21 protein-coding genes are annotated in these 23136 nt (G+C 58.4%); 14 read left to right on the plus strand and 7 right to left on the minus strand.

Annotated elements, in window-relative coordinates:
* Positions 1-401: 401 nt before the first annotated feature.
* Both ACYVI2_RS25140 and ACYVI2_RS25145 read right to left on the minus strand, forming a co-directional pair.
* Positions 402-1598, minus strand: coding sequence for an L-talarate/galactarate dehydratase (locus ACYVI2_RS25140; RefSeq protein WP_415817730.1), 1197 nt, complete (start codon positions 1596-1598; stop codon positions 402-404).
* A 36-nt stretch (positions 1599-1634) separates the two neighbouring features.
* Positions 1635-2615: a Bug family tripartite tricarboxylate transporter substrate binding protein gene (locus ACYVI2_RS25145; protein ID WP_415817728.1), complete on the minus strand. Its 981-nt coding sequence runs from the start codon at positions 2613-2615 to the stop codon at positions 1635-1637.
* Positions 2616-2758: 143 nt separating this feature from the next.
* Between ACYVI2_RS25145 and ACYVI2_RS25150 the strand changes: the two genes are divergently transcribed.
* On the plus strand, positions 2759-3763 hold the full coding sequence (locus ACYVI2_RS25150; RefSeq protein ID WP_415817726.1) for a LacI family DNA-binding transcriptional regulator: 1005 nt from the start codon (positions 2759-2761) through the stop codon (positions 3761-3763).
* Positions 3764-3845: 82 nt separating this feature from the next.
* On the opposite strand, the gene araD is transcribed toward ACYVI2_RS25150, so the two are convergent.
* Positions 3846-5579, minus strand: a complete 1734-nt coding sequence (gene araD / locus ACYVI2_RS25155; RefSeq protein ID WP_415817724.1) for an L-arabinonate dehydratase — start codon at positions 5577-5579, stop codon at positions 3846-3848.
* 18 nt (positions 5580-5597) lie between these two features.
* Positions 5598-6677 (minus strand): mannonate dehydratase, encoded by a 1080-nt coding sequence (locus tag ACYVI2_RS25160; protein ID WP_415817722.1) that lies wholly within the window; start codon positions 6675-6677, stop codon positions 5598-5600.
* A gap of 345 nt (positions 6678-7022) precedes the next feature.
* On the opposite strand from ACYVI2_RS25160, the gene ACYVI2_RS25165 reads away from it, so the two are divergent.
* The 5 genes from ACYVI2_RS25165 (at position 7023) to ACYVI2_RS25185 (ending at position 11229) form a co-directional block, all read left to right on the plus strand.
* Positions 7023-7988 (plus strand): Bug family tripartite tricarboxylate transporter substrate binding protein, encoded by a 966-nt coding sequence (locus tag ACYVI2_RS25165; protein ID WP_415817720.1) that lies wholly within the window; start codon positions 7023-7025, stop codon positions 7986-7988.
* Between the two features lie 20 nt (positions 7989-8008).
* Positions 8009-8914: an amidohydrolase family protein gene (locus tag ACYVI2_RS25170; RefSeq protein ID WP_415817718.1), complete on the plus strand. Its 906-nt coding sequence runs from the start codon at positions 8009-8011 to the stop codon at positions 8912-8914.
* 165 nt (positions 8915-9079) lie between these two features.
* On the plus strand, positions 9080-10021 hold the full coding sequence (locus ACYVI2_RS25175) for a 2-hydroxyacid dehydrogenase (RefSeq protein WP_415817716.1): 942 nt from the start codon (positions 9080-9082) through the stop codon (positions 10019-10021).
* A 244-nt stretch (positions 10022-10265) separates the two neighbouring features.
* The gene (locus tag ACYVI2_RS25180) at positions 10266-10598 is read left to right on the plus strand and encodes a Bug family tripartite tricarboxylate transporter substrate binding protein (protein ID WP_415817714.1); all 333 of its coding nucleotides are present in this window, start codon (positions 10266-10268) and stop codon (positions 10596-10598) included.
* On the plus strand, positions 10555-11229 hold the full coding sequence (locus tag ACYVI2_RS25185) for a tripartite tricarboxylate transporter substrate binding protein (protein WP_415817712.1): 675 nt from the start codon (positions 10555-10557) through the stop codon (positions 11227-11229). Before ACYVI2_RS25180 ends, ACYVI2_RS25185 begins: the two co-directional genes overlap by 44 nt.
* Before the next feature lie 95 nt (positions 11230-11324).
* Here the strand turns inward: ACYVI2_RS25185 and ACYVI2_RS25190 are convergent, their stop codons facing one another.
* Both ACYVI2_RS25190 and ACYVI2_RS25195 read right to left on the minus strand, forming a co-directional pair.
* Positions 11325-12122 (minus strand): flavin reductase family protein, encoded by a 798-nt coding sequence (locus ACYVI2_RS25190; protein ID WP_415817710.1) that lies wholly within the window; start codon positions 12120-12122, stop codon positions 11325-11327.
* An 11-nt stretch (positions 12123-12133) separates the two neighbouring features.
* Positions 12134-13198: an LLM class flavin-dependent oxidoreductase gene (locus ACYVI2_RS25195; protein WP_415817708.1), complete on the minus strand. Its 1065-nt coding sequence runs from the start codon at positions 13196-13198 to the stop codon at positions 12134-12136.
* A 109-nt stretch (positions 13199-13307) separates the two neighbouring features.
* Here ACYVI2_RS25195 and ACYVI2_RS25200 point away from each other — a divergent pair, with 109 nt between their 5' ends.
* Positions 13308-14255 carry a LysR family transcriptional regulator gene (locus ACYVI2_RS25200; RefSeq protein ID WP_415817770.1) on the plus strand — a complete coding sequence of 316 codons (948 nt, stop codon included), beginning with the start codon at positions 13308-13310 and terminating at the stop codon, positions 14253-14255.
* On the opposite strand, the gene ACYVI2_RS25205 is transcribed toward ACYVI2_RS25200, so the two are convergent.
* The gene (locus tag ACYVI2_RS25205) at positions 14252-15181 is read right to left on the minus strand and encodes an SMP-30/gluconolactonase/LRE family protein (protein WP_460490369.1); all 930 of its coding nucleotides are present in this window, start codon (positions 15179-15181) and stop codon (positions 14252-14254) included. The genes ACYVI2_RS25200 and ACYVI2_RS25205 overlap by 4 nt on opposite strands.
* Positions 15182-15406: 225 nt before the next feature.
* Here ACYVI2_RS25205 and ACYVI2_RS25210 point away from each other — a divergent pair, with 225 nt between their 5' ends.
* From ACYVI2_RS25210 to ACYVI2_RS25240, 7 genes are read left to right on the plus strand one after another with little or no spacing between them, the layout of a single operon-like run.
* Positions 15407-16177, plus strand: coding sequence for an enoyl-CoA hydratase/isomerase family protein (locus ACYVI2_RS25210; protein ID WP_415817706.1), 771 nt, complete (start codon positions 15407-15409; stop codon positions 16175-16177).
* A 2-nt stretch (positions 16178-16179) separates the two neighbouring features.
* Positions 16180-18312 carry an acetate--CoA ligase family protein gene (locus ACYVI2_RS25215; RefSeq protein WP_415817704.1) on the plus strand — a complete coding sequence of 711 codons (2133 nt, stop codon included), beginning with the start codon at positions 16180-16182 and terminating at the stop codon, positions 18310-18312.
* Between the two features lie 8 nt (positions 18313-18320).
* On the plus strand, positions 18321-19526 hold the full coding sequence (locus tag ACYVI2_RS25220; RefSeq protein WP_415817702.1) for an acyl-CoA dehydrogenase family protein: 1206 nt from the start codon (positions 18321-18323) through the stop codon (positions 19524-19526).
* A complete protein-coding gene (locus tag ACYVI2_RS25225; RefSeq protein WP_415817700.1) occupies positions 19523-20467 on the plus strand; it encodes an acyl-CoA dehydrogenase family protein in 945 nt (314 codons plus the stop codon). Before ACYVI2_RS25220 ends, ACYVI2_RS25225 begins: the two co-directional genes overlap by 4 nt.
* Positions 20468-20476: 9 nt before the next feature.
* Positions 20477-21235 (plus strand): SDR family NAD(P)-dependent oxidoreductase, encoded by a 759-nt coding sequence (locus ACYVI2_RS25230; RefSeq protein WP_415817698.1) that lies wholly within the window; start codon positions 20477-20479, stop codon positions 21233-21235.
* 1 nt (position 21236) lies between these two features.
* On the plus strand, positions 21237-22415 hold the full coding sequence (locus ACYVI2_RS25235; protein ID WP_415817696.1) for an SDR family NAD(P)-dependent oxidoreductase: 1179 nt from the start codon (positions 21237-21239) through the stop codon (positions 22413-22415).
* Positions 22412-23134: a carboxymuconolactone decarboxylase family protein gene (locus tag ACYVI2_RS25240; protein ID WP_415817766.1), complete on the plus strand. Its 723-nt coding sequence runs from the start codon at positions 22412-22414 to the stop codon at positions 23132-23134. Before ACYVI2_RS25235 ends, ACYVI2_RS25240 begins: the two co-directional genes overlap by 4 nt.
* Positions 23135-23136 lie beyond the last annotated feature (2 nt).

Genomic DNA, 23136 nt, shown 5'->3' on the forward strand with positions numbered 1-23136 from the left:
TGCCTCCCCATCGCATGCCCGGACCGATCGCTATTCGCGCGTGTGCAGGGCACGCGCGAATAGCAGCCCTGCAAGATCTTCTTCTTTGCCAACGGTGCTACAGAAAAACGCCAAGCAAGAGACTCGTGCCAACGATGTGATGAGCTTGAGTTACTGCGAGTCGAGCCGAGGCAATCGGGCCGTGGGGGCGCCTCAAAGCCGAGTGGAGCGGAAGTCGAAGGTAGCGCGAAGGCGCGGACGAGACGAGCGAACACGGTGTCCGGCCCCGGCGGGCCGGACCGGCTTTGTGAAGCCCCCACGGCCCGATTGCCTCGGCTCGACGTCCAATAAGCACATCAACCTCAGCCACGCCTAAACCTCTGACGAAATCCGCAAAGAGCACCATCTCCCAACGAATCGCCTTAAGGCCGTTTCCCGAACTCCTCCGAATCCGCACGCCACCGCAAAGCCTGCTCACTCAACGAAAATCCCAATCCCGGCCGGTCCGACACATACATGCGGCCATCTTTCAGCTGCATCTGCTCGTTGAACATCGGACCCAGCCATTCGAAATGTTCCAGCCACGGCTCAATCGGATACGCCGCGGCCAGATGCAGATGGATTTCCATCGCAAAATGCGGCGCGAGCTTGCGCCCTTTGAACGCACCCAGCGCCATGATTTCCAGGAATGGCGTAATGCCACCCACACGCGGCGCATCGGGTTGAATGAAATCACTGCCCTCCGCCATGATCAATTGAGCATGCTCACCGGCGCTGGTCAGCATCTCTCCCGTCGCGATTGCCGTATCGAAACGATCTGCCAGCAAAGCATGGCCCTCAAAGTCATACGCGTCCAGAGGCTCTTCGATCCAGGTCAAATCGAACTGCTCCAACGCACGGCACGCCCGCGTCGCCTTTTGGCGATCCCATTGCTGATTGGCATCCACCATCAGCGGGAAATCATTACCCAACAGTTTTCTAACCTCGCCCACGCGATGAATATCAATGGACAGATCAGGCTGACCGACTTTCAACTTGATCCCGCCGATACCGCTTTCCCGGGAAATCTGCACATTCTTCAGCACCTGATCCAGCGGTGTATGCAGATAGCCCCCCGACGTGTTGTAGCACTGCACCGAATCACGATGAGCCCCCAACAACTTGGCCAACGGCAGTCCCGCACGTTTGGCCTTGAGATCCCACAACGCGATATCGAACGGCGCAATCGCCTGAGTCGTCAAGCCGCTGCGTCCCATGGAAGCGCCAGCCCAGAGCAGCTTGGTAAACAGACGCGAAATATCGCTGGGATCCTCGCCGAGCAAATTCGGGGCGATCTCCTTGGCATGTGCGTACATCCCGGGACCACCCGCGCGTTTCGAATAACCGAACCCGATCCCCTCGTACCCATCACGCGTGCGAATCTCCGCAAAAATAAAGGCGATTTCCGTCAAAGGCTTTTGACGGCCAGTCAGGACCTTTGCGTCACTGACAGGCGTATCCAATGGCAGATAGATTAACGATACCTTGATCCAGTCAATGCGATCACCACTTTCGGCAGCGGTGCGCACATTCGCATCGGCCTTGGCGTAAGAAACAATATTCGATTCAACAGCTTTCATGATGGGTGTTCCAATATCGGATTAACGAGCGTCCACTCAATTCAACTTGATGCCTGCTTTCTGTACCACCTGCCCCCAACGAGCAATCTCGCTGTCGACAAAACGAGTGAAATCCTCGGATTTCGAGGTGACCACGACAAACCCGGCCACCTCCAGTTTTTGACGTACCGCCGGATCCGCGAATCCTTTGATCATGGCGGTTTCCAGTTTCTTCACGATGGCAGGCGGTGTCCCCTTGGGGGCAGACAAACCCGTCCACGACACCGCGCTGAAGCCGGGATACCCGGATTCGGCAACCGTCGGCACATCGGGATAAAGCGGGTTACGTTGCTCGCTGGTCACCGCCAGAGCGCGCAGCTTGCCTGCCTGGACATGAGGCAACACCACGTCCTGATTGGTGAACATCCCGTTGATCTGATTGGCCAGCACATCATTCAACGCGGGCGCGCCGCCTTTGTACGGAATCCCTACCATGTCCAGGCCGGCAACCTGTTTCAGGTACTCGGTCGTCACATGCCCCGACGAGGCGTTGACCTGGCCAAAATTGAATTTGCCAGGATTCGCCTTGACCCATGCAACAAACTCGCCAAACGTCTTGGCTGGAAACGACGGATTGACCACCAGCACATTGGGACCTGCCGCCAACTGAGAAATATGAACAAAGTCGGTTGCGGAATCGTAGGGCGGCGTGGGGCTGAAGCCATGAATAATGGCATTGCTGCCAATGCCGGATAGCAACAAGGTATAGCCATCAGGCTTGGCGCGTGCCGCCTGATCGGTACCGATGGCGCCGCCCGCGCCACCCTTGTTCTCTACCACGAATGGTTTTCCTAGCTGCCGTCCCAGCACATCTGCCATCAAACGTCCCATCAGATCGCTGGTGCCGCCAGCAGGAAACGGCACAATGATCGTGACTGGACGGGACGGATAGTCATCATTCTGCCCAAATGCCGTGGCAGGAATGCTCGCCACGCTGGCTACCAGGCCGAGCGCAACCAACAGGGTTCTGCGATTCATTGTGGTCTCCTTTTTTCGGCTGATCGCCGTAGTTTTATGTAGAATTTGAAAGCGCTTTCATTTTGACGATTGGCGGAAATTTCGCAATCCCGATTTCTGCTCCTGACCGTCAACAGTCCCATAATTTGGAAATTTCACCCACCATGCCGCGCCAACCCTCTGCCAAAGCCCGCATGAGTGACGTCGCCCATGCTGCTGGCGTCTCACTGGTAACCGTATCTCGAGCCATCAACACGCCAGACCTGGTGGCCCCCGATACCTTGGCAGCAGTCAAGGCAGCGGTCGATAAATTGGGGTATGTCCCTAATCTGACTGCCGGCAGCCTCGCGTCCAATCGTTCACGCATCGTTGCGGCTATCGTGCCGACCATCTCTAATCTGGTTTTCTCTGAAACCATCGAGGCGCTGGCACAAAGACTGACCCAGGACGGGTACCAGCTGTTATTAGGCCAAAGCGGCTACTGCCTGGATACAGAAGCCGCCCTGATCGACGCCTTTCTGGGGCGTCGCGTCGATGGCCTCGTCCTCACAGGCACAAACCACTCCACGGCGATGCGCACCAAACTACGCCGCGCCGGTATTCCCGTCGTACAGACCTGGGACTTGCCTGCCGAGGATGGAAACAGCGCGATCGACATGCTTGTCGGTTTTTCAAACAGAGACGCAGGGGCTGCCGCAGCGGACCATTTACTGCAACGCGGGCACCGTACGTTGGCGTTTATCGGTGCTGACGAGCCCAGGGCTCGCGAACGCCTGGCAGGTTTTGCGTCGGCAACGCGCCGCAAGGTCGAGGCAGAGTTGATTGCTCCCCCAGTGCAGGTAGACGCTGCCGCCGACAGCCTGCACCGTCTGATAGCACGCCGCCCTGAGATTACTGCGGTCTTCTGCAACAACGACCTGCTCGCAGCCGGCGTGCTGTTTGCCTGTCAACAACGCGGCTGGACCGTGCCGGGAAATCTGGCCGTGATGGGTTTTGGCGATCTGCCTATTGCGCGTGCAGCTCACCCCGCCCTCAGCACACTGCGTATTGACCGGGCGGCAATAGGGACACAAGCTGGCCGTTTACTGCTGGAACGCCTGACTCAGGGCCGCAAGAGCGGCAAACCCTGTGATATCGGCTTCGAAGTCATTCAACGAGCCAGCACATGACTGACGGCGCGTACTGCGAATGTCGCCAGCATCATGGTTTCGCGCGCGGCCAGTTCGCCGATGCCGCGACCACACGCAGCAATCAGAAAATATCTGGCTCGCCCACGGCCGGCCCCGCCTGCGTCAACAAGAAATCCATGTCGCAACCCTGATCCGCCTGCAAAATGTGATCCAGCAACATGCGGCCATAACCTCGCGCATAGCGTGGAGGCGGCGATGTCCATTCAGCCCGACGGCGCATCAATGTGTTCTCGTCCACATCCAGGTGAATACTGCGCGCGGCCGCATCCACCGAAATCAGATCGCCGGTACGCACCAGCCCCAGCGGCCCGCCCACATAGGCCTCTGGCGCCACGTGCAACACGCAGGCACCATAACTCGTGCCGCTCATCCGCGCATCACTGATACGCAGCATATCCTTTACGCCTTCGCGTACGAGCTTCAGTGGCAAAGGAATCATGCCCCACTCGGGCATGCCCGGCCCGCCTTTGGGGCCCGCATTGCGCAACACGATGACGTGATCGGCAGTAATGTCCGCTTGTGGATCATCCAGCATCAGCTTGAGACTGGGATAGTCGTCAAATACCACAGCAGGTCCGCAGTGCTTGAGAAACTGCTCGCTCATCGCACTGGGCTTGATCACGCAACCATCGGGTGCGAGATTGCCGCGCAACACAGCCAACGCACCCTCCGCATAGATCGGACGATCCCAGGGACGAATCACCTCGTCGTTATAGATCTGAGCCTGACGGATATTTTCCCCCAGGCACTGGCCAGTCACCGTCAGCGTCTCTAACCTCAAATACCGTGACAAGCGTGTCATCAATGCAGGCAGTCCCCCGGCATAATGAAAATCTTCCATCAAATAACGGCTGTCCCCGTTCGGCCGGATATTTGCCAGAACGGGCACCTCGCGGCTGATTCGATCGAAATCGTCCAGCCCGATATCGGTATGTCCAGCACGGCGCGCCAGCGCAATCACGTGGATGATGGCATTGGTGGAACAACCCATCGCCATGGCCACCACAATGGCATTCAAGAAAGCATCCCGGCTCAGGATACGCCCAGGGTGCAGGTCTTCGCCCACCATCTCCACAATACGACGGCCGCAGCGCGCCGCCATACGCCGATGACCCGCATCGACCGCCGGCATGCTGCTGGCCCCGTTTAACGCCATGCCCAATGCCTCTGCAATGGCAGTCATCGTGCTGGCGGTTCCCATCGTCATGCAGGTCCCGGGACTGCGCGCAATGCCACCCACGATGCCTTCCCACGTAGATTCGGATATCCGCCCGGCTCGCCGCTCATCCCAGAACATGAACGCATCGGAACCCGAACCCAGTGTCTGGCCACGCGAATTGCCGCGCAGCATTGGGCCTGCAGGCAAGAAAATCGCGGGGACTTGCGCACTGATCGCCCCCAGTAACATGGCTGGCGTCGTTTTGTCGCAGCCTCCCATCAACACCACGCCATCCACCGGATGGCATCGGATCATTTCCTCGACCTCCATCGCCATCAGGTTGCGATACAACAATGCCGAGGGTTTGACGATCGCATCGTTCAGCGACATCGTCGGCATTTCCAGAGGGAAACCACCCGCTTGCAAAATGCCGCGCTTGACGTCCTCGACGCGATCCCGGAAATGTTGATGGCAGGGATTGAATTCCGACCAGCTATTCAATATCGCAATGATCGGTTTGCCAGCCCAATCCTGCTCTTCGTAGCCCATCTGCATAAATCGGCTGCGGTGGTTGAAGCTGCGAAAATCCTCTCGCGCCAACCAGCGCTGGCTGCGCCAATTCAACGGCTTTTCCATGATGCACGTCCCTGTTTGCTATCGCACCGACCACACGCCTGCGGCCTGCAGGAGTCCTCGTGTGTATCCCAAGGCAAAAGCCATAAAGCGCTCACGCCCCTCGTCAATGTCCGACACGGGCACATGATCCGGGCATAGCGGCCCCGCATAGCCGCCCCGTTGATACGCCTTGATCGCCTGCAGCATATCCACGTCTCCTTCGTCCGGAAACACCTCTTGAAAATCGAGATAGCCGCCGCGGATATTGCGGAAATGCACCATGAAAATGCGCCCCGTCGCCGCGAACTCCTCAATGACCGCACTCATATGCTGCGCAGGCTCTTTAAACATTTCCGCTACGGTCCCCTGGCAAAAATTAAGCCCGTGATTAGGACTGGACGACAGTGACAGGAAACGCCGCAACCCATCCGCCGACCCGACCACGTGCTCGACACCATTCAAGCCGCCTATCGGATATGCCGGATCATGCGGATGACAGGCCAACCGCACTCCCGCAGCGTCCGCGGCCGGCACCAAGCCTTCCACGAGAAACTCGATCGCATCCCACCCTGCCTGCGCACTGACGGGCGGCACCTCGCGCGCCATTTTCTGGCCGCATAACATGGCGGAGGCCGAACCGCCCTCCTCTTGATTACTGGGATAGCCCACACCCCAATAAGAGTGCTTGCTGTCATCTTCCGGCGAATACTCCGCCAGCACGAAGCCGGAGTTACGCGCCCCGCCCCGTCCGGGCTTCAAGCCAGTGCGCGTGATCCCCACCATCTGGACGTTATATTTCAAGCAGGTAATGCCCGCATCCGCAGCCTTTTGAATATTCTGCGCCAGCACATCGCGCTGCCGGCGAGCGCTATCCAGGTCTACCAACGAATCCAGCAGAATGCTGCCGACATCAAGCGCAAAGACATCCAGCTTCAGACCAAAGCCTTCGATCCATTCGCGATAGCGGCGCAACCTGCCCGCATCCCAGGCATTCACCCCTCCCGCAGCGGAGACCAGTTCGGTGCCGCGATTGTCGAGCACCACGTTTTGTACGCCCAACTGGGTAGATAAGCGCAGACGGCGCTCATCAGGGTTTAACAACTGCTCGCTGATGTACATGGAGATTTCACGCGAAATTGGCACGTGTCCATTTTGTAGAGAGATGCCGCACAGCTCAAGACCATCACGCCTGCAGTGTGCAGACCGTCCCACAGTGTGAGACAAACACCAAGGGTGTGGCACGCAAACCGTCGCCGTCTCGAAAAATCGGCATCGCCCGGCTTTCGACGCCAGCACCGATCTGTGCCTGAGCGCAAATTCTTTCCAAGCCCGAACGGTCCGACCGGCCGCGCTTCATCAAATTTTTTTATCAAATCTGTCAAATAACATCGCTATTCCAGATCATCGCTCATCCCTACACTAGCCCCCATAAGCCATCCAGCCAGCCATCAACTGGACCCCAAAATGAAGAGACTACTCAAGACCCTGGCCATGCTGGCCTGTTGCGTCGGCGTTGCCGCCCATGCCCAATACCCCGAAAAGCCAGTACGCCTAGTCGTGCCGTTCCCGCCGGGCGGTAACATCGACGCCACCGCGCGCATCATTTCCGGTGGGTTGAGCCAACGCCTGGGGCAAACCGTCATCGTGGAGAATCGCGCTGGTGCCGCAGGCATCGTAGGTTCGGAATACGTAGCCCGCGCGCAACCGGATGGTTACACCCTGCTGCTGGGGTCGACCGGTGCATTAGCACCCGTTCGCGCCCTGCATCCGCAAGCGCAACTACAGCCCACAAAGGATTTCTCTGCCGCCGCCCCTCTGGCGCGCGCACCACTCGTGCTGGTCATCAGCCCCAAAGTCCCCGCAAAGACCTTGGCCGAGTTCATCACGTACGCCAAAGCACAGCCTGATACCTTGACCTTGGCTTCCGCAGGCGTAGGCACGGCCGCCCATCTGACGGGCGAACTGTTCCAAAAGCTCAGTGGCACCCGCTTTCTGCATGTTCCCTACAAAGGCAGCAGCCTGGCAGTGGCCGATCTGCTCGGCGGCCATGTAGATCTGACCTTTGATCAACTGGCCTCGACCTTGAGCCAGATCAAGGCTGGCAAGCTGCGCGCATTAGGCGTCACCACGGCTCAGCGTTCCAGCGTCATGCCGGAACTGCCTACGTTGGCCGAATCCGGCTTGCCTGGTTTTGAGGCCAGCACCACGACCGGCCTATTATTTCCCGCAGGGACTTCCAACGAGATCATCACCAAAGTCAATGCCGCCGTGCAGGACGTGTTAAACCAGCCTGACGTGCAACGCCAATTCCGCGAGCTGGGTTCGGATGTATTGATTGGCACGGGTGCTGATTTTGACCGCATCCTGAACGACGAAACCAAGAAATGGAATAACGTCATCACCGAGGCCGGCATCAAGCCCCTGGATTAAATACACGCCTTACCTACTCCATGCACAATTACGACACGTCTTCTGCTCCGGTATGTCTGCCTCCCCAGCGTAGCGCATCGCGGCCACGCCACCAGTTGCCGCCCAACTCCACGGACTGCCACTGCCATGTTTATCAGGATCCGGCACGCTATCCGTTGATTGCGCAGCGCTCCTATACACCGGTCTCGGCCACACTACAGCAGTACCTCGAGATGTGTGAGCAGATCGGTATTCAACGCACTGTACAGGTCAGCGCCAGTGTCTACGGCACCGACAACAGGCTGACACTCGACGTGATTGCGGCATTGGGCCAGGATCGTGCCCGTGGAATTGCAGGCCTGGCCTCAGATGTCTCACGTGATGAACTGCGCCGGTTGCACGACGGCGGCATGCGCGGTGTACGGCTGTCCACACATGTCAAAGGCTATGGCGGTACACAAGGGCTGCAAGCGATGGCCGAACGCATACGGGACTTTGGCTGGCATATTCAAGTGCACGTCGCCAATATCGAAGAACTGGTGCCCCTCGCAGATGAGCTCCTGCGCATACCCGTACCACTGGTATTCGACCACATGGGCGCAGTACAAGGCAGTCAAGGGGTAGAGAACCCTGGCTTTCAGACCCTATTACGTATCCTGCGCGAGCGCGAAGATTGCTGGACAAAAATTTCCAGCTGGTATCGCCGTTCATCCGGGGCTGCGCCTCACTATGAGGACATGGCGCCTATTGTCCAAGCCTTGGTAAAAACGCGTTCGGATCGTCTGGTATTTGGGACCAACTGGCCGCATCCGGCATTGTTTGCCCCCGCAGTCATGCCAGACGACGGCAATCTGATCGACCGCTTTTGCGAGTGGATTCCCGATGCCTCGACACGCGAACGCATTCTGGTCAGTAATCCCGCCCAGTTATATGGTTTTGATCGTTGATAATTAAGCAGTGCCCGGGCTTGCCGGCAGTCGTGGTCTCCCTACGCAATGGATACTCACGTTAATACGCCGTGTCCACTACACTTGGCATATTGACGATCCTTGGTCCGACGGCTACTTTCAGGTGACTGTCAGTCCGATACTCCATTGCCATCACGATCCAATATGCCATCCTCAAAGCCCGCTCTGATCATCTTCAACCCCGTCTCGGAAGCGCACCGAGAACAGATTGCCGAACACTTCGAGGTTCTGTACGCCCCCACGCCGGAGCTGGCCGCTGAAACCATCGCGGCAGCAGCAGATCGCATCGAAGTCGCACTGAGCATAGGCTCGATCGGGCTCACTGCTGCACAGATCGATGCCTTGCCCAGACTGAAACTGGCGCACGCATTGGGGGTGGGCTACGAAAAAATTGACGTGGCTCATGCCAAACAGCGCGGCATTGCTACCTCGAATGGAGCGGGTACCAATGACACCTGCGTTGCGGACCACACCATGGCGCTGATACTGGCCATGATTCGCAACGTTCCTCAATTGGATCAACTCACTCGCAAAGGTTTCTGGCGCACGGAAATCCCATGGCCGCTTCATGTATCGGGCAAAAAATTGGGCATTCTAGGTCTGGGCGCCATTGGCGAAAAAATCGCCAAACGGGCTCAAGCCTTCGACATGGCAATCGGCTACCACAATCGCCGGCAGCGCGCGGATGGTGCACACACGTATTTCCCCTCGCTTGATGCACTGGCCGAATGGGCGGATATTCTCGTTGTGGCCACCCCCGGCGGCCCCGGCACTCAACATCTCGTTAACGCAGAGATACTCAAACAACTCGGCAGCGACGGTTATTTGGTCAACATTGCCCGCGGCAGTGTAGTCGACACTGCTGCGCTGGAACATGCGCTGCGTCACGACATCATCAAAGGCGCCGCCCTGGACGTCTACGAAGACGAGCCCCATGTCCCGCCCTCACTATTCGACCTGACCAATTTGGTGTTGACACCCCACGTCGCCGGCTGGTCGCCCGAAGCCATCCAGCTCACTGTCGATAAATTTCTAGAAAATGCGCGCCGCCTATATGCTGGAGAGCCATTGCTGACTCCCATCTAACATCACACCAGTACGCCTCGACAAGCCATGGCGCTTCGATAATGCGCGATATAGGGCGGCAGACCCGGACACTTTCGCAGAACTGTTTTGCGCAATAACGGGGTAATCGGCCGCCCTGATAAAACTTATCATCCTCTCCTGAGACAACCCAAAATCGGCGCACAAGCGTCGAACCGTTTCGCCCACCAGGCTCTCGTGCCCCAGGCACAGTCAATGAGCAGCGGCGAGACCAAGGAGAGAGACAATGTTCAAGCCCATGCGCCGCAGCCTGATCACGGCCGGCACAATGATGATGTTTACCCGCCCGCTGCGGGCAGCGCCGAAGCCAGTAACGTTGATCGTTCCTTATGCGGCAGGCGGCCCTAACGACAACTTCGCCCGCTTGCTGGCCGAAAGCATGGGCGCGCAACTCGGGCGCTCGTTCATCGTTGAAAACAAGCCCGGCGCTAACGGCATCATAGGTGCGACTTTCGCTGCGCGTGCTCCCGCGGACGGCAGCACACTGCTGATGGGGGGGATCGGGACCGGTCTCTTTGAACATTCTTCTGCGCCCGCAACTGCCATACGGATTCGATAGCTTTGAATCCGTCGCCATGCTGTTTGACGGCCCTCTGACAATCACCGTCTCTTCGAAGATCAGCGTCAACTCGCTCAAGGAACTCGTCTCCTATGCCCAGGGTGCCAAGCGCTCTCTGACCTATGGGTCTCTGGGACCGGGCAGCGTAACAGATTTGTATGGCCTGATATTGTCTAAAGCACTGGGGATACCGCTGACATCGGTGCCCTATAAAAGCACCCCTACCAGCCTGCTCGATCTCATTGCCGGGCGCAATGATCTTTCCTATATGACGCCTATCGCGCTGGCCGATCATCAAAAATCGGGCGCGGTAAGGATCCTGGCCCTGACGACCAATCATCGCGATCCAGCCTTGCCGGAGGTTCCCTGCGTCACCGAGTTGGGCTACCCCCAATTGCAGGCCAGTTACTGGACCGCCCTGCACGCCCCCAAAGGCACACCCGGCAATCTCATTCAGGATTATTCGGCGGCGGCCATCAAAGCGGTCCAATCCGACAGTTTTCGAAAGATGCTTGTGAGCAACGGTCAAACAGAAAAAGCGGGAGGCCCCGAAAAACTGAACGCACAACTCCAGGCTGACCGTGATTATTGGGGTAAAGTCATTACCGAAAATCACATCGTGTTGGAGTGATAACAGCGCCCCCCGTCGGTGACGTCCGGGGGCAGTTCGCCAACGAAAAAAAGCCCACCGATAAAACGGCGGGCCTTTCCCTGTTTAGCGATGGGCTACTGCAGATACGCTGGCGCAATACGATGCGTGCTCGCATTGAAATTGATGACCGGCTGCGCCTGACGGCACGAGGTCTTGCGAATCTTGCCGACGATAAAATCGTGCGTGCCCAGCACCTCGGTGCACACGATCTCACACTCAATACTGGCCACGGCATCGGTGAGCACCATTCCCCCTTGCTCGCCCGCGACCCAGCTGCCTTGTGAAAATCGCGGCGTCCCTTGAGGTTGCCTCAGAAAGGCCTCGATGACATCACCATGATCTTCGCCCAGAATGTTCGCCACAAAGCGTCCGCTGTTGAGCAGGCTGTTTCTGGCCGAAGACGTTTGCTGTAAAAAGAATCCCACCATGGGAGGGTCAGCGGAAATTGACGTCAAGCTGGAAACGATCAATCCAGCCGGCGCTTCACCGTCACCCGTCGTCACCGCACTGATGCCTGCAGGCAACGCCCGCATAGCCGCCTTGAAATCGTCCAACGACACAACATCATCGCGCTCGTTGAGAACCATATGCGCACGAATGTCGCCACGCTCGTCTACCCAGCCATGAGTCGATGCGTATCGCACCATGGCCGAAAATCCGGCCTCCCACTCGGGGTCACCTGCGTGCTGCGACAGGAATCGCAATACGGACGGCGACAGACGAATATGTTGATCATCCTCCCGACGCCCTACCCTCGCAATCGCCTGTTCCAAACGTTCTTGAGGCTGTGGGTCTACAAGCACGTCCAAGCGTTTGAAATCGGCAGGATCTCGCAGACTGATCGATCCCGCGTTACTCAGGTATATCCGCATGATTCGCCTCCTCAGGCTACCGTTGCCGGCTGCTCAATCTCTTTACGGATCGCCGGGATGATCTTGTCGCCCCAGAGCTCGATCTGCTTGAGCATGGTTTTCTGGTCGAAATCGCCCAGCTGTGTTTGCAGCGCAATATGCTTGGGCCGCAAGATGCTGATTTCCTCCAGCATCTTGTCGATGACCTCATTGACCGAACCTACCGGCAGGTTTTGGCGGAGTTGCTCAAAGGTCGGATCAGTCTCTGATGGGACCTCTTTCACCATATAGCCATCGTCACTCTGCGCACGGCGATACTTCAGGCTCTCCGAGATACGTCGTTGGAAACGGGCGCAATCCAGATAGGCGTCGATCTCCGCCTTATTGTCCGAAGCGTAGCCGCAACGCAAGAAACCGAATTTCACATCGCGGTCGAGATCCTTGCCATTGGCTTGAGCGACGCCTTCCAAACGTCCGCGCAATTCCGTAATCCCGTCATTGCCTTTGAGCAGCGCAGTCACGAAAAGGTTATGTCCCTCGCGCACGCCTCTGCCCAACGTGACCGGATTCCCCGACGTGATCCACAGTGGAGGCATCGGATCCTGCAGACAACGCACCGCGATGGAGCTGGGCGGGATCTTCAGGTGCTCACCATCATGCTCGAAAATCTTTTGCGTCAAACCTTTGGGGATCAGATCCAGGAATTCGTTGAAAATTGCACCGGATTCGGCAATTTTCACGCCGAATCGCTCAAACTCGAACTCTTGGTAACCCGAGCCGACGCCCAGATCCAAACGGCCATTCGACACCGTGTCTACAAAACCTACTTCGGCCAAGAAACGAGCCGGGTGATACAAAGGCAGGATACACACCGCCGTTCCCAGGCGGATACGTTGCGTCTTGGCCGCCGCATGGGCGATAGTCATCAAGGGCGACGGTGACAGAGAGTAGTTATTGAAATGGTGCTCCGCGTACCAAGCACTATTGAATCCTGCTTGCTCAGCTACCACGGTCTGCTCGATAGAATTGTTGATGACCTGCTTGGACGACTGGTGGTAACCTCGCTGCTGCGCCAGGATGAATACGCCGAATTCCATAATGCCTCCTCAAAAATCGCATGATGCTTTGAGGAAATTCTAGATGCCGGGCATCCCTTACTGGAATACAAGAAAAGCGGCGTTCTGTGATGCATAAAATGGAGGAATGATGGACAGATTGCGCGCTATGGAGCTTTTTTTATCCATTTCAAAAACAGAGAGCTTCTCTGAAACCGCGCGGCAGTTTGGTGTCTCGGCCACCTCCGTTTCTCGCATGATCACGGATTTTGAAAGTGAACTGAACGTCAAACTGTTGCTGCGCTCCACTCGCCAGGTCGTGCTGACCGAAGCCGGCCAGGAATACGCGCGCGAGCTGGAAGGCATCCTCTGGAACATAGACCAGGCCCACCGAAACATCACGGAAATCCGCGCTGCGCCCAAGGGCATCCTGCGCGTGCACTCCAGAATGATGTTCGGTTTGGGCGTGCTGCCACCATTGGTCGCGGCATTTCGGCAAAAGTATCCCGACATCCATATCGAGCTCGTCCTCTCCGAAGCCAAAACAGACCTCAGACGAAACAATTTCGACATAGACTTTCGGATCTCGCCCCCTGTAGAGGCGAGTCTGAAACGGCGCATTTTGTTCAAAAGCGAACGTTATCTCGTGGCGTCTCCAGCCTATCTGGCCAAACGCGCGTTGCCCAAGCAGCCCGCCGATATCGCCGAGCATGACTGCCTCGCTTATCTGTTACCCGGTGATCAATATCACTGGCGATTCAAGCAGGCTGACGCCATTGAAGAGGTCCTCATCAAACCCCGGCACGTCACCAATAACGGCGTGGCGCTATTGGAATTAGCCCGCCTTGGCGAGGGCATAGCCTTGCTCGACGACTACACCGTGCACCATGATATTGAGCGCGGCACACTGATCCGGCTGTATCCGGACTACCGTGTGACGAACACGACCTTCGAAGAAGGCATGTACGCGACCATACTGGACACGGCGATGATTCCCGCCAAAATACGGCTATTCCTGGACTTTGTGGCCTCTCATGTCTCGGGAGACGAGCTTCGATTTACCGCCTACGGTAAATCCATAGCGGCAGATGGCGACTAGATCCCGATAGAACACCGCGGCCGCGGCGCGCCGCGGTAGCCGCTGCCCTGGACGCGTATCAACGCACCATCGAGCATGCCGTCCGCTTTCAGACGGCCACTGTCACTGATTGTCGTGACAAAAATATCTGCCAAGTCGGGGCCACCAAAACATAGCGAAGCGGGATGCTTGACTGGCAGATCGATACGATCGGTCAGCACGCCTGCCGCGTCAAAGCGTGCAATGGCGCCTATGTGAACCAAAGCGGTCCATAGCCCTCCGCTACTATCGAAACAACAGCCGTCTGGAGCCGTCCCCAAGCCGTCCGTATCGACAAAGACACGGCGATCGCTCAGAGCGGCGTTGTGCCCAATGTTGTAGCGGTAGATCTTTCGCTGACTGCTATCAGCCACAAAAAACAATGGCAACAGCGGATGGACCACCGGCCCGTTGACTACGCCGAACTCTCGCGCCAGGCGCGTCAACTGTCCCTGTCTGCTCACATGAAACAATCCGCCTAAGGGTTCCTCGCCTGGCTGCCGGAATATATGCATAGTGCCGGCAACAAAACTGCCGTCAGGCAGCGGCACCCCATCATTGAGCCGCAGGTTGGGATGACTGTCCCCGATATGACCGAGTATCCGCAAACGCCGGTCAGCCAATCGATACAGCCCGAACTCCGATTTCAGTGCCACGACGAGTTCATCCGCCGCATTGAGCGCGAAAGACCCGATGGGAGCGGGCAATTCGTAGGTTTCCATTGCCCCAGTCTGCACATCGACACTGTGAATCCACCCCTTGCGGCAATCCGCCATCCACAATCGATCGTTTTCCGCGTCCCAGACTGGGCACTCCCCCAGAGCGGCCCGACATTGTCCAACGCGCGTGATCTGCATCTGCTTGTCTGTCTCCATTTCGAACGGCCTTGAAGGGGCTTCGGAGCGCATATCGTATCGGCTGCGAGCGCGCGGGAATATGCCACTTTTGCGCAGAACACAACCAACCTTTCCGATGTAAATCTGCGCAAATCACGTCCATATAATCAAAAAAAAGCGCTGCTGGCCCGACGCGTAGCCTGGCAGCTCATGTGATTTCGAATAAGGAGACCTCATGCTGCGTATTCCCGATCCAAGCGATTCGCCATGCGTTCTCCTCAGACCAGGAGCGCAAAATTGAGCGATACATCCGTCACACTTGAAGTCAACGAAGGGGTAGCGCTCGTCACGCTGAATCGTGCCCCGGTCAACGCATTGAACCGCGACATGCGTCGCCGTATCGTCGCGATTTTCGATGAGATCTCAGAGCGCGAAGACATCCGCTGCGCCGTACTGACCGGCGCAGGCAAAGTATTTTGCGCAGGCGCCGATCTGAAAGATCGCCCCAGCGCTGATATCGCTGGCGACTTTCTGGAACACAATCGCATCACTCGTGAGACCGGAAATGCGATTCGCGAGTGCACCAAGCCCGTCATTGCGGCAGTGAATGGTACCGCGTTGGGCGCAGGGCTGGGTTTGATGGCAGCGTGCGACATCATGTACGCATCCGACAATGCCACGTTCGGCATGCCCGAGATTAACGTTGGATTGGCAGGCGGCGCGTCCATGTTGCGCACGCTGTTCGGCCGCTCGACTCTGCGCAGAATGTTCTTTACCGGCCAGCGGCTCAGCGCTCAAGATTTATTGAACCGCAATGTCCTCGAAGACGTCCTCCCCCCCGATGAGCTGTTGCCCGCAGCGTTGGCCTTGGCTCACGAAATAGCGTCGAAAGCCCCATTGGCAGTCGTCTACGCAAAACGCGCAGCCAATATGGTCGATCTCATGCCGCAGCGCGACGCGTATCGTTTCGAACAAGATTTCACCATGGCGCTGGCCAAGACCGAGGACGCCAAGGAAGCCCGCATGGCTTTCCTGGAAAAGCGCCAGCCGCAGTTCAAGGGGCGCTGAACATGCTGCAACCATCCCAACGGCCAGGACTGGGTCTGGTGCCGTTCTTTGAAGCCCAGGGCATTGCCATTGTGGGCGCATCGGATGATCCTACCAAGATCGGCGGCCGCCCCGTCAGCATGCTCATCAAATACGGTTATGCCGGTCCCATCTATCCCATCAATCCCAAGGGAGGAACGATTCAGGGATTGCCGGCATACCAGTCTGTGTTGGCAACGCCTGCAGCACCTGATCTGACCATCCTGGCTGTGCCTGCAGGAGCGACGCCAGCTGCGTTACGTGAATGCGGTGAACGCGGCGTCAAAGCAGCCATCGTATTGTCGTCAGGGTTCACCGAAGCGGGCGCCGAAGGCGCGGCGCTGCAGGCAGAACTGATCGCAATCGCCCAGGAATACAACATGCGTGTTCTCGGGCCGAACTGCCTGGGTGCGGTCAATGTGGCCGACAAGCTGATTGGGTCCTTTTCGATTGCCCTGGAAGAAAACATGCCTCCTGTCGGACAGGTGGGCATTGTTTCGCAATCAGGGAATGTCGGCAGCTACACCATGCAAAGCGTGGCCCGCCGCGGCTTGGGCGTCAGCCGCTTTATCGCGACGGGCAACGAAGCAGACGTCGATGTCGCAGACGGGATTGCGGCGCTGGCCGAGCATGACGGCACGCGCATCATCCTGTGCTGCATGGAAACATGCCGCCACGCCGATCGCTTGATTGAAGCCTTGCGTATCGCCCGCGAACGCGGCAAGCTCGTGATCGTATTGAAAATCGGCTCAACCGCAGCAGGCCAGGCTGCCGCCGCCTCGCACACTGGCGCACTGACCAGCTCAGACGCCGTATTCGACGCGGTGTTCCGCCGTCAGGGCGTACTGCGCGTCCGCTCGGTCGAAGCCTTGATAGACATCGGTCATGCCGCGTCGCTCTTGATGCCCAACCGGCTGCCCCAGACAAACGGCGTGACACTCGTGGCCGCCTCGGGAGGCTTTGGCATCATGATGGCCGATGCCATGAGCGAAGCCGGCCTGCAATTGCCGGCACTGGCAGACTCGACGAAATCACGGATCCGCGAAGCCGTACCAACAGCCAGCACAGGCAACCCTGTCGATGCGTCGGCGCAAATGTCGGCCCGCCCCGACATCCTGCTGAAGATGTTGACTGCCCTGTTAGAGGATCCTGCTGAAAGCACGCTGGTGCTGCTGCTGTCGCTCTCGCTCTACAACAAGCGGCTGCGAGGCGTCTACCTGGAAGCCCTCACGCAAGTACGCCTCAGTCATCCCGACCGGCTGCTGATGATCATCAGCCAAGGCCCGGCCGAGGCGGTGGAACAGATCAATGCGTTGGGCATCCCCGTGTTCCCTTCGATAGACGCGGCGGCCAGCGGGCTGGCCGGGTTGGTGAAACTGGGGCAGCTCGCGCATGCACCGATCCACATCCCGGCGCGATCGGCTGCCGACCCGGTCGACCCCGCCGTATTTCGCAGTGAGTATCACGCCAAACAAGCACTCGCAGCGATTGGCATCGACGTTCCCAGCGAAACCATCGTCACCTCCGCCGAGGACGCAGTCCGCGCTGCCGAATCGACCAGTTATCCCGTTGTGTTGAAGATTGTCTCGGAAGACATCGCACATAAAACCGAAGTCGGCGGAGTTGTACTACATCTGCGTGATGCAGAAGCAGTCCGAACGGCGTACGCCAATATTCTCCATAGCGTCAGCGAGCATGTGCCTAACGCCCGTATCGAGGGCATACTGGTTGCGCCAATGGTCCAGGGCGGAACGGAGCTGATCGCAGGCATCTCTCAGGACGCTGTCTTTGGCCCAGTGGTCATGGTCGGTATGGGCGGTATTTACGCGGAGGTCCTGAAAGACGTCGCGTTGCAGGCCGCACCGGTCAGCGAAGACGAAGCCGCGGACATGATTCGTTCACTGAAGATGTTCCCGCTGCTGGATGGGGCGCGCGGGCAAGCCAAAGCCGATATAGCTGCGGCAGCGCGCACGGTGGCGCGGTTATCGGAATATGCCTATCGGCATCGCGACGATATCGCGGAGATCGATATGAACCCAATTCTGGTCCGCCCGCAGGGCCAGGGCACAGTGGTGCTCGACGCGTTGATGATCCCTGTTTCTGCATCTGCTCGCTGAGGAATAGCATGCATCTTGACCAACACGTGGCTGTGCCGGATCCCTCCGCTGGGCCAGATATTTACCGCCGACACGCGCGCGAGTGGCTGGGAAAAAACCTTCCCGACTTCATGCGTAACGACAGTCTGAACTGGCGAGCCGCCACGCTCGCTGAAAGCAGCGAGTGGGAAGCCGCCATGTACCAAGCCGGCCTGGCCGGCATGACGTGGCCCAAAGCCTATGGCGGCCACGGCCTGACATTGCGCGAACACCTCGCTGTCAATAAAGAGATCGGCGCCCTGCCCATGCCGGAGAGCGTCAGCTCTATCGGTAAAGAACTGGCCGGTCCTATCATCATGACGGTGGGCACCGAATCGCAAAAACAAAGTTTCCTGCCCGCCATTCTGGCTATGCGCGAGTACTGGTGCCAAGGGTTCTCCGAACCGGATGCCGGATCGGATCTGGCGCGCCTGCGCACGAAAGCCGTCCAGGAAGGCGACCATTGGCGCATCAACGGCCAGAAGATCTGGACCAGCGGCGCGGCCAAGGCCCACTACTGCCTGTTGCTGACCCGCACCGGCACCGTGGCGGACAAGCATCGCGGCCTCTTGATGTTTGCCGTTCCCATGAATACCCCGGGCATTCGCGTCGTGCCCATCAAGTCCATTGATGGTAAAGAATCGTTCGCCGAAGTTTTCTTCGACGATGTCGTCGTTCCCGACAGTGCTCGCCTCGGTTCGCCCGATGAAGGCTGGAGCGCCGCCATTCGTGTGCTGTCGATTGAACGCGCCACCAATCGCATGTACCGTCCATGGCGATTCGAATGCGAACTGCGCCAATTGATCGCAGCATGCAAATCCGACGCTCGCTTATCCCGGGTATTGGACGATGGCTACGTTCAACGCCGCGTCGGCGATTTGATCGCTGAGATCGATGGGATGAAAGGACTGGTCGAGGTCACGGTGGACCGTCTGTCGAAAGGCGAATCCATCGGCGCGCGCGGCTCACTGACCAAGCTGTATTGGTCGGAATGCCATCAGGCCTTTGCCAGTTTCGCCCTGTCGCTGGTTTCTCAAATCGGCCCGCAATCCAGTCCACTGGCTCGCCGGGCGCAAAAAGCCTTTACCCAAGCTTATCTCTTCTCTCGTGCCGAAACGATCTACGCCGGCACGACAGAGGTGCAATTGGACGTGATTGCACAGCGCGTCATGAATCTGCCCAAGGACTTGGCATGACTATGGAAGACCTGCAACCAGAAGAATTCGCACAAGCGGCCGATGCGGCGATCACCGATGCCCTCAGCCACCAGGACCTGCGCAAAACTGCAGAGACTCTGGCCCAAGCCGGCCTGTGTGGCGTGATGGCGGCTGAGGCCGACGGAGGCCTGGGATTAGATATAAGCTTTGCATTACCCATCGTGCATGCCGCGGGCCGGCTTCGTCTGCCATTTCCCCTGCCAGAGCAGATTCTGCTTGGTCATACGCTTGCCAACTCCGCCGAAGGACAGGCGCTGGCCGCTGGCGAGCGCATTGGGACGATCGCCTGGCAAGGCACTATGAATGACGCATGGATTCGTATCGATCACGGCAATGCGGACTGGGCACTCGTGGCTGATGACAACGGCGCGGTGCTGATCGACATCGAAGGTCTGTCGCGCGAGGAGCAGGCCACGCTGGATCCGGATCATCCGCAGACGTGGATTGCAACGCAAGACGCACGAGTACTGGCACGCCTTGATTCGGAATCCTGGTCGGTATTACAACGTCAGGCTCATATCTTGTTGGCCGAATTCGCCAATGGCGCGGCAGAAGGCGCACTGCAAGAGACGGCCAACTACATGGCAACGCGCGTGCAATTCGGACGCCCCTTGTCAGCCAAACAAGCTGTGCGGCATTTGCTGGCGCGCATGCGGCTCTTGCAAGAAGTATCGAGCGCTGCCGTTCGCCGCACCATCCATAGCGATGAGTTCGGCCAGGCGCGCGACACGCGTCCTGCTCTCGCCGGCGCCATTGCCAACGCTGTATTCGTCATCGAAAAAGCGATCCATCTGCACGGTGGAATGGGCTTCACCTGGGAACTGCCGCTGCACCGTGCATTGCGAGCGGTACGCAAGCTCAGCGCAGCATTCGACAGCCTGGCACAGGAGAACGGCCGGGCATACATACAATCTGTATAGGAAGACATCATGCAACAAGATCTGGCTGGGCGCGTTGCGCTCGTCACCGGTGCAGGCGCCGGTATAGGCCGCGCAACTGCGCGTTTGCTCGCAGCACGCGGCGCCCTCGTCGGGATCAATGACCTGAAAGAGGAATTGGTCGCCGCTGCAGTAGCAGACATTTCCGCTGAGGGAGGGAAAGTTTTTCCTGTCGTGCAAAACGTGGCCTCGCGCGAAGGCATCACCCAGGCAGTACGAATGGCTGCGGAACACGGCTCTCGCTTTGATATCCTGGTCAACAATGCCGCATGGGTCCGCTACCAGGGCGTGCCGGACATCATGACGGAAACGGTGGACCGGATGCTGGATATCGGCTTCAAGGCAGTGATCTGGGGCATCCAGGCGGCCACCGAAGTCATGGACCCCGAGCGTGGCGGCGCCATCGTCAACGTGGCTTCCACAGCGGCCCTGAAATCGGCGCCGCTCTCCGTGGTCTACTCGGGCATCAAATCCGGCATCCTGGGTATTACCCGTGCAGCCGCCGCCGAGCTGGGCGGCCGAGGCATTCGCGTCAACGCCGTTTGCCCGTCGGCTGTTCCCACTGAAGGTACACAGCGCAATCGCAACGAGGAACGCGACGCGAAACGTGTTGCCAGCACCCCGCTCGGGCGTTTGGGCACCGTTGAAGATATCGCCAGCGGTATCGTGTTTCTGGCAAGTGATGAGGCCCGTTTCATCACTGCCCAAGCCTTGGTGGTAGACGGCGGCATTACGTTCACGACGCTCTGACATGGGCGCCTATTTGCTGACGGGCGCAGGCAGCGGTATCGGCCGCGTCACGGCGCATGAACTAGCCCGCAACGGGATACGGTGCGCGCTCGTGGATCACAACACCGCGGCGATAGAAGCGCTACGTGATGCGCTGCCGGCTGTTGCCGGCGGCCCTCATCTCGCATTGACGGCCGATCTGACTCAGGCAGACCAAATCCAGGCGTTGGCTCATCTGTTGCCAACGCTGGATGCCATCATCAATAACGCGGGGATGACCGATCGCAGCAATCTTCCGATCGTTGACCAGGATCCCGCCAATTGGCAGCAATTATTGGCGCTGAACCTTCACGCCCCCGCTCTCCTGGTCCGTGCTCTGCAAGGGCAGCTCGCCAAAGGGGCACGTATCGTCAACGTCGCTTCAGGCGCCGGCCTGCATGCGATTCCTTGGCGTGGCGCCTATAGTCCGAGCAAAGCAGGCCTGATCGCACAGACTCAGGCTCTGGCTAAAGCGCATCCGGAGTATTGCGTCAGCGTTCTGTGCCCCGGATTCGTGCGTACCGAACTAGTCGATGCACTGATCGCTTCCGGACGCCTCGATCCCGCAAAGGCCATATCGAAAATCCCTTTGGGACGCATGGCGGAGCCCGAAGAAATGGCCTACGCATTAGCATTTCTTGCCAGTCCTCAGGCTGCCCCGATTTCGGGAGGCATTCTTTCCATGGACGGCGGGTCGTCAGTGTTTGGAGGCAGTCAGGCATATACCCCCGCCCATCGTGCCCTGATCCCGGCGGATCTGCCCCTGTCCTTGAGCATGCAGGGAGAATGGAACGGCCTGCATAGCGACCCGTTAGCTCACGGCTACCCTGCCACCGTTGACGCAACCATTCTGGTCAGCCCGGCAGGGCAGCGTCTGAACGCAGCATTCGATGCTGCCCGTCGCTTCGATCTCGACCGGCCGGGCAGCCTGACACTGTTATTGCCCAGCGAAGAAAGTGACGATTGGGAACACGCCGGCGATCTCGCGTCAACGCGAATGCTGGTATCCACTCTGGCCAGCGAATGGGGTCCCTCTGGGCGGCGCATTAATGCCGTAACAATCACGCAGCGCAGTACACCCGGAACATTGACGCCGCTGCTGCACTTTATCGCCGGCCCCAAAGCGCAATATCTGACAGGACAAACACTGTGCGCACCATGAACGACCTGGAGGCCATCAAGTCACGGTTTATCGCGCTCCGGGGTTATTGGCGCCCATGGACAGAGAGCCTATTGCAAGCCAATCCGGCGTTTCTGGTTCACTACGCCGAATACGCGGGTTATCCGGCACAGACCGGCCCCCTGTCCGCACGCATGGTCGAGTTGATCTACGTGGCGCTGGACGCGTCAGCGACCCACCTATACGAGCCAGGCCTGGCCACTCACATGCGTCTCGCCCAGCAAGCCGGCGCGAGCGAGGCGGATATCTTCGACGTACTGCACCAGGTGACATTGCAGGGCGTCAGCGCCATTCTGCACGCAGCCGACCTGCTGCATGAGGCAGCCCCTCTGCCTGCGTTGCCCGACGGTGACCCGTTATGCGTTCGCATCGAGAAACAATGGCCCGAGCAGGCGAAGCGCCTACGACGCCTGGCCAGCCAAGACCCGGGGTACGTATCGGTATTGCTGGATTTTGCAGAAGGTGGACTGCCCGAGAAAGGATTGAGCGATTCCGAACGCCTCTTGGTACGCCTTGCTCTACATGCGTGTTTTACTCACGGTGATATGGCATCCGTGCGCGCATTGATAAACCAGGGACTGGCGCTTGGACTGACCCGCGCCGAGCTGTTGCAAAGCATGCAACTAGGAGGACATCTCGCGATACATGGCGCAGCATTGGGAGCGACCGTACATGCAAAAATATCGCAGCCTGCAGAATGACT

Source organism: Bordetella tumbae, assembly GCF_054780995.1.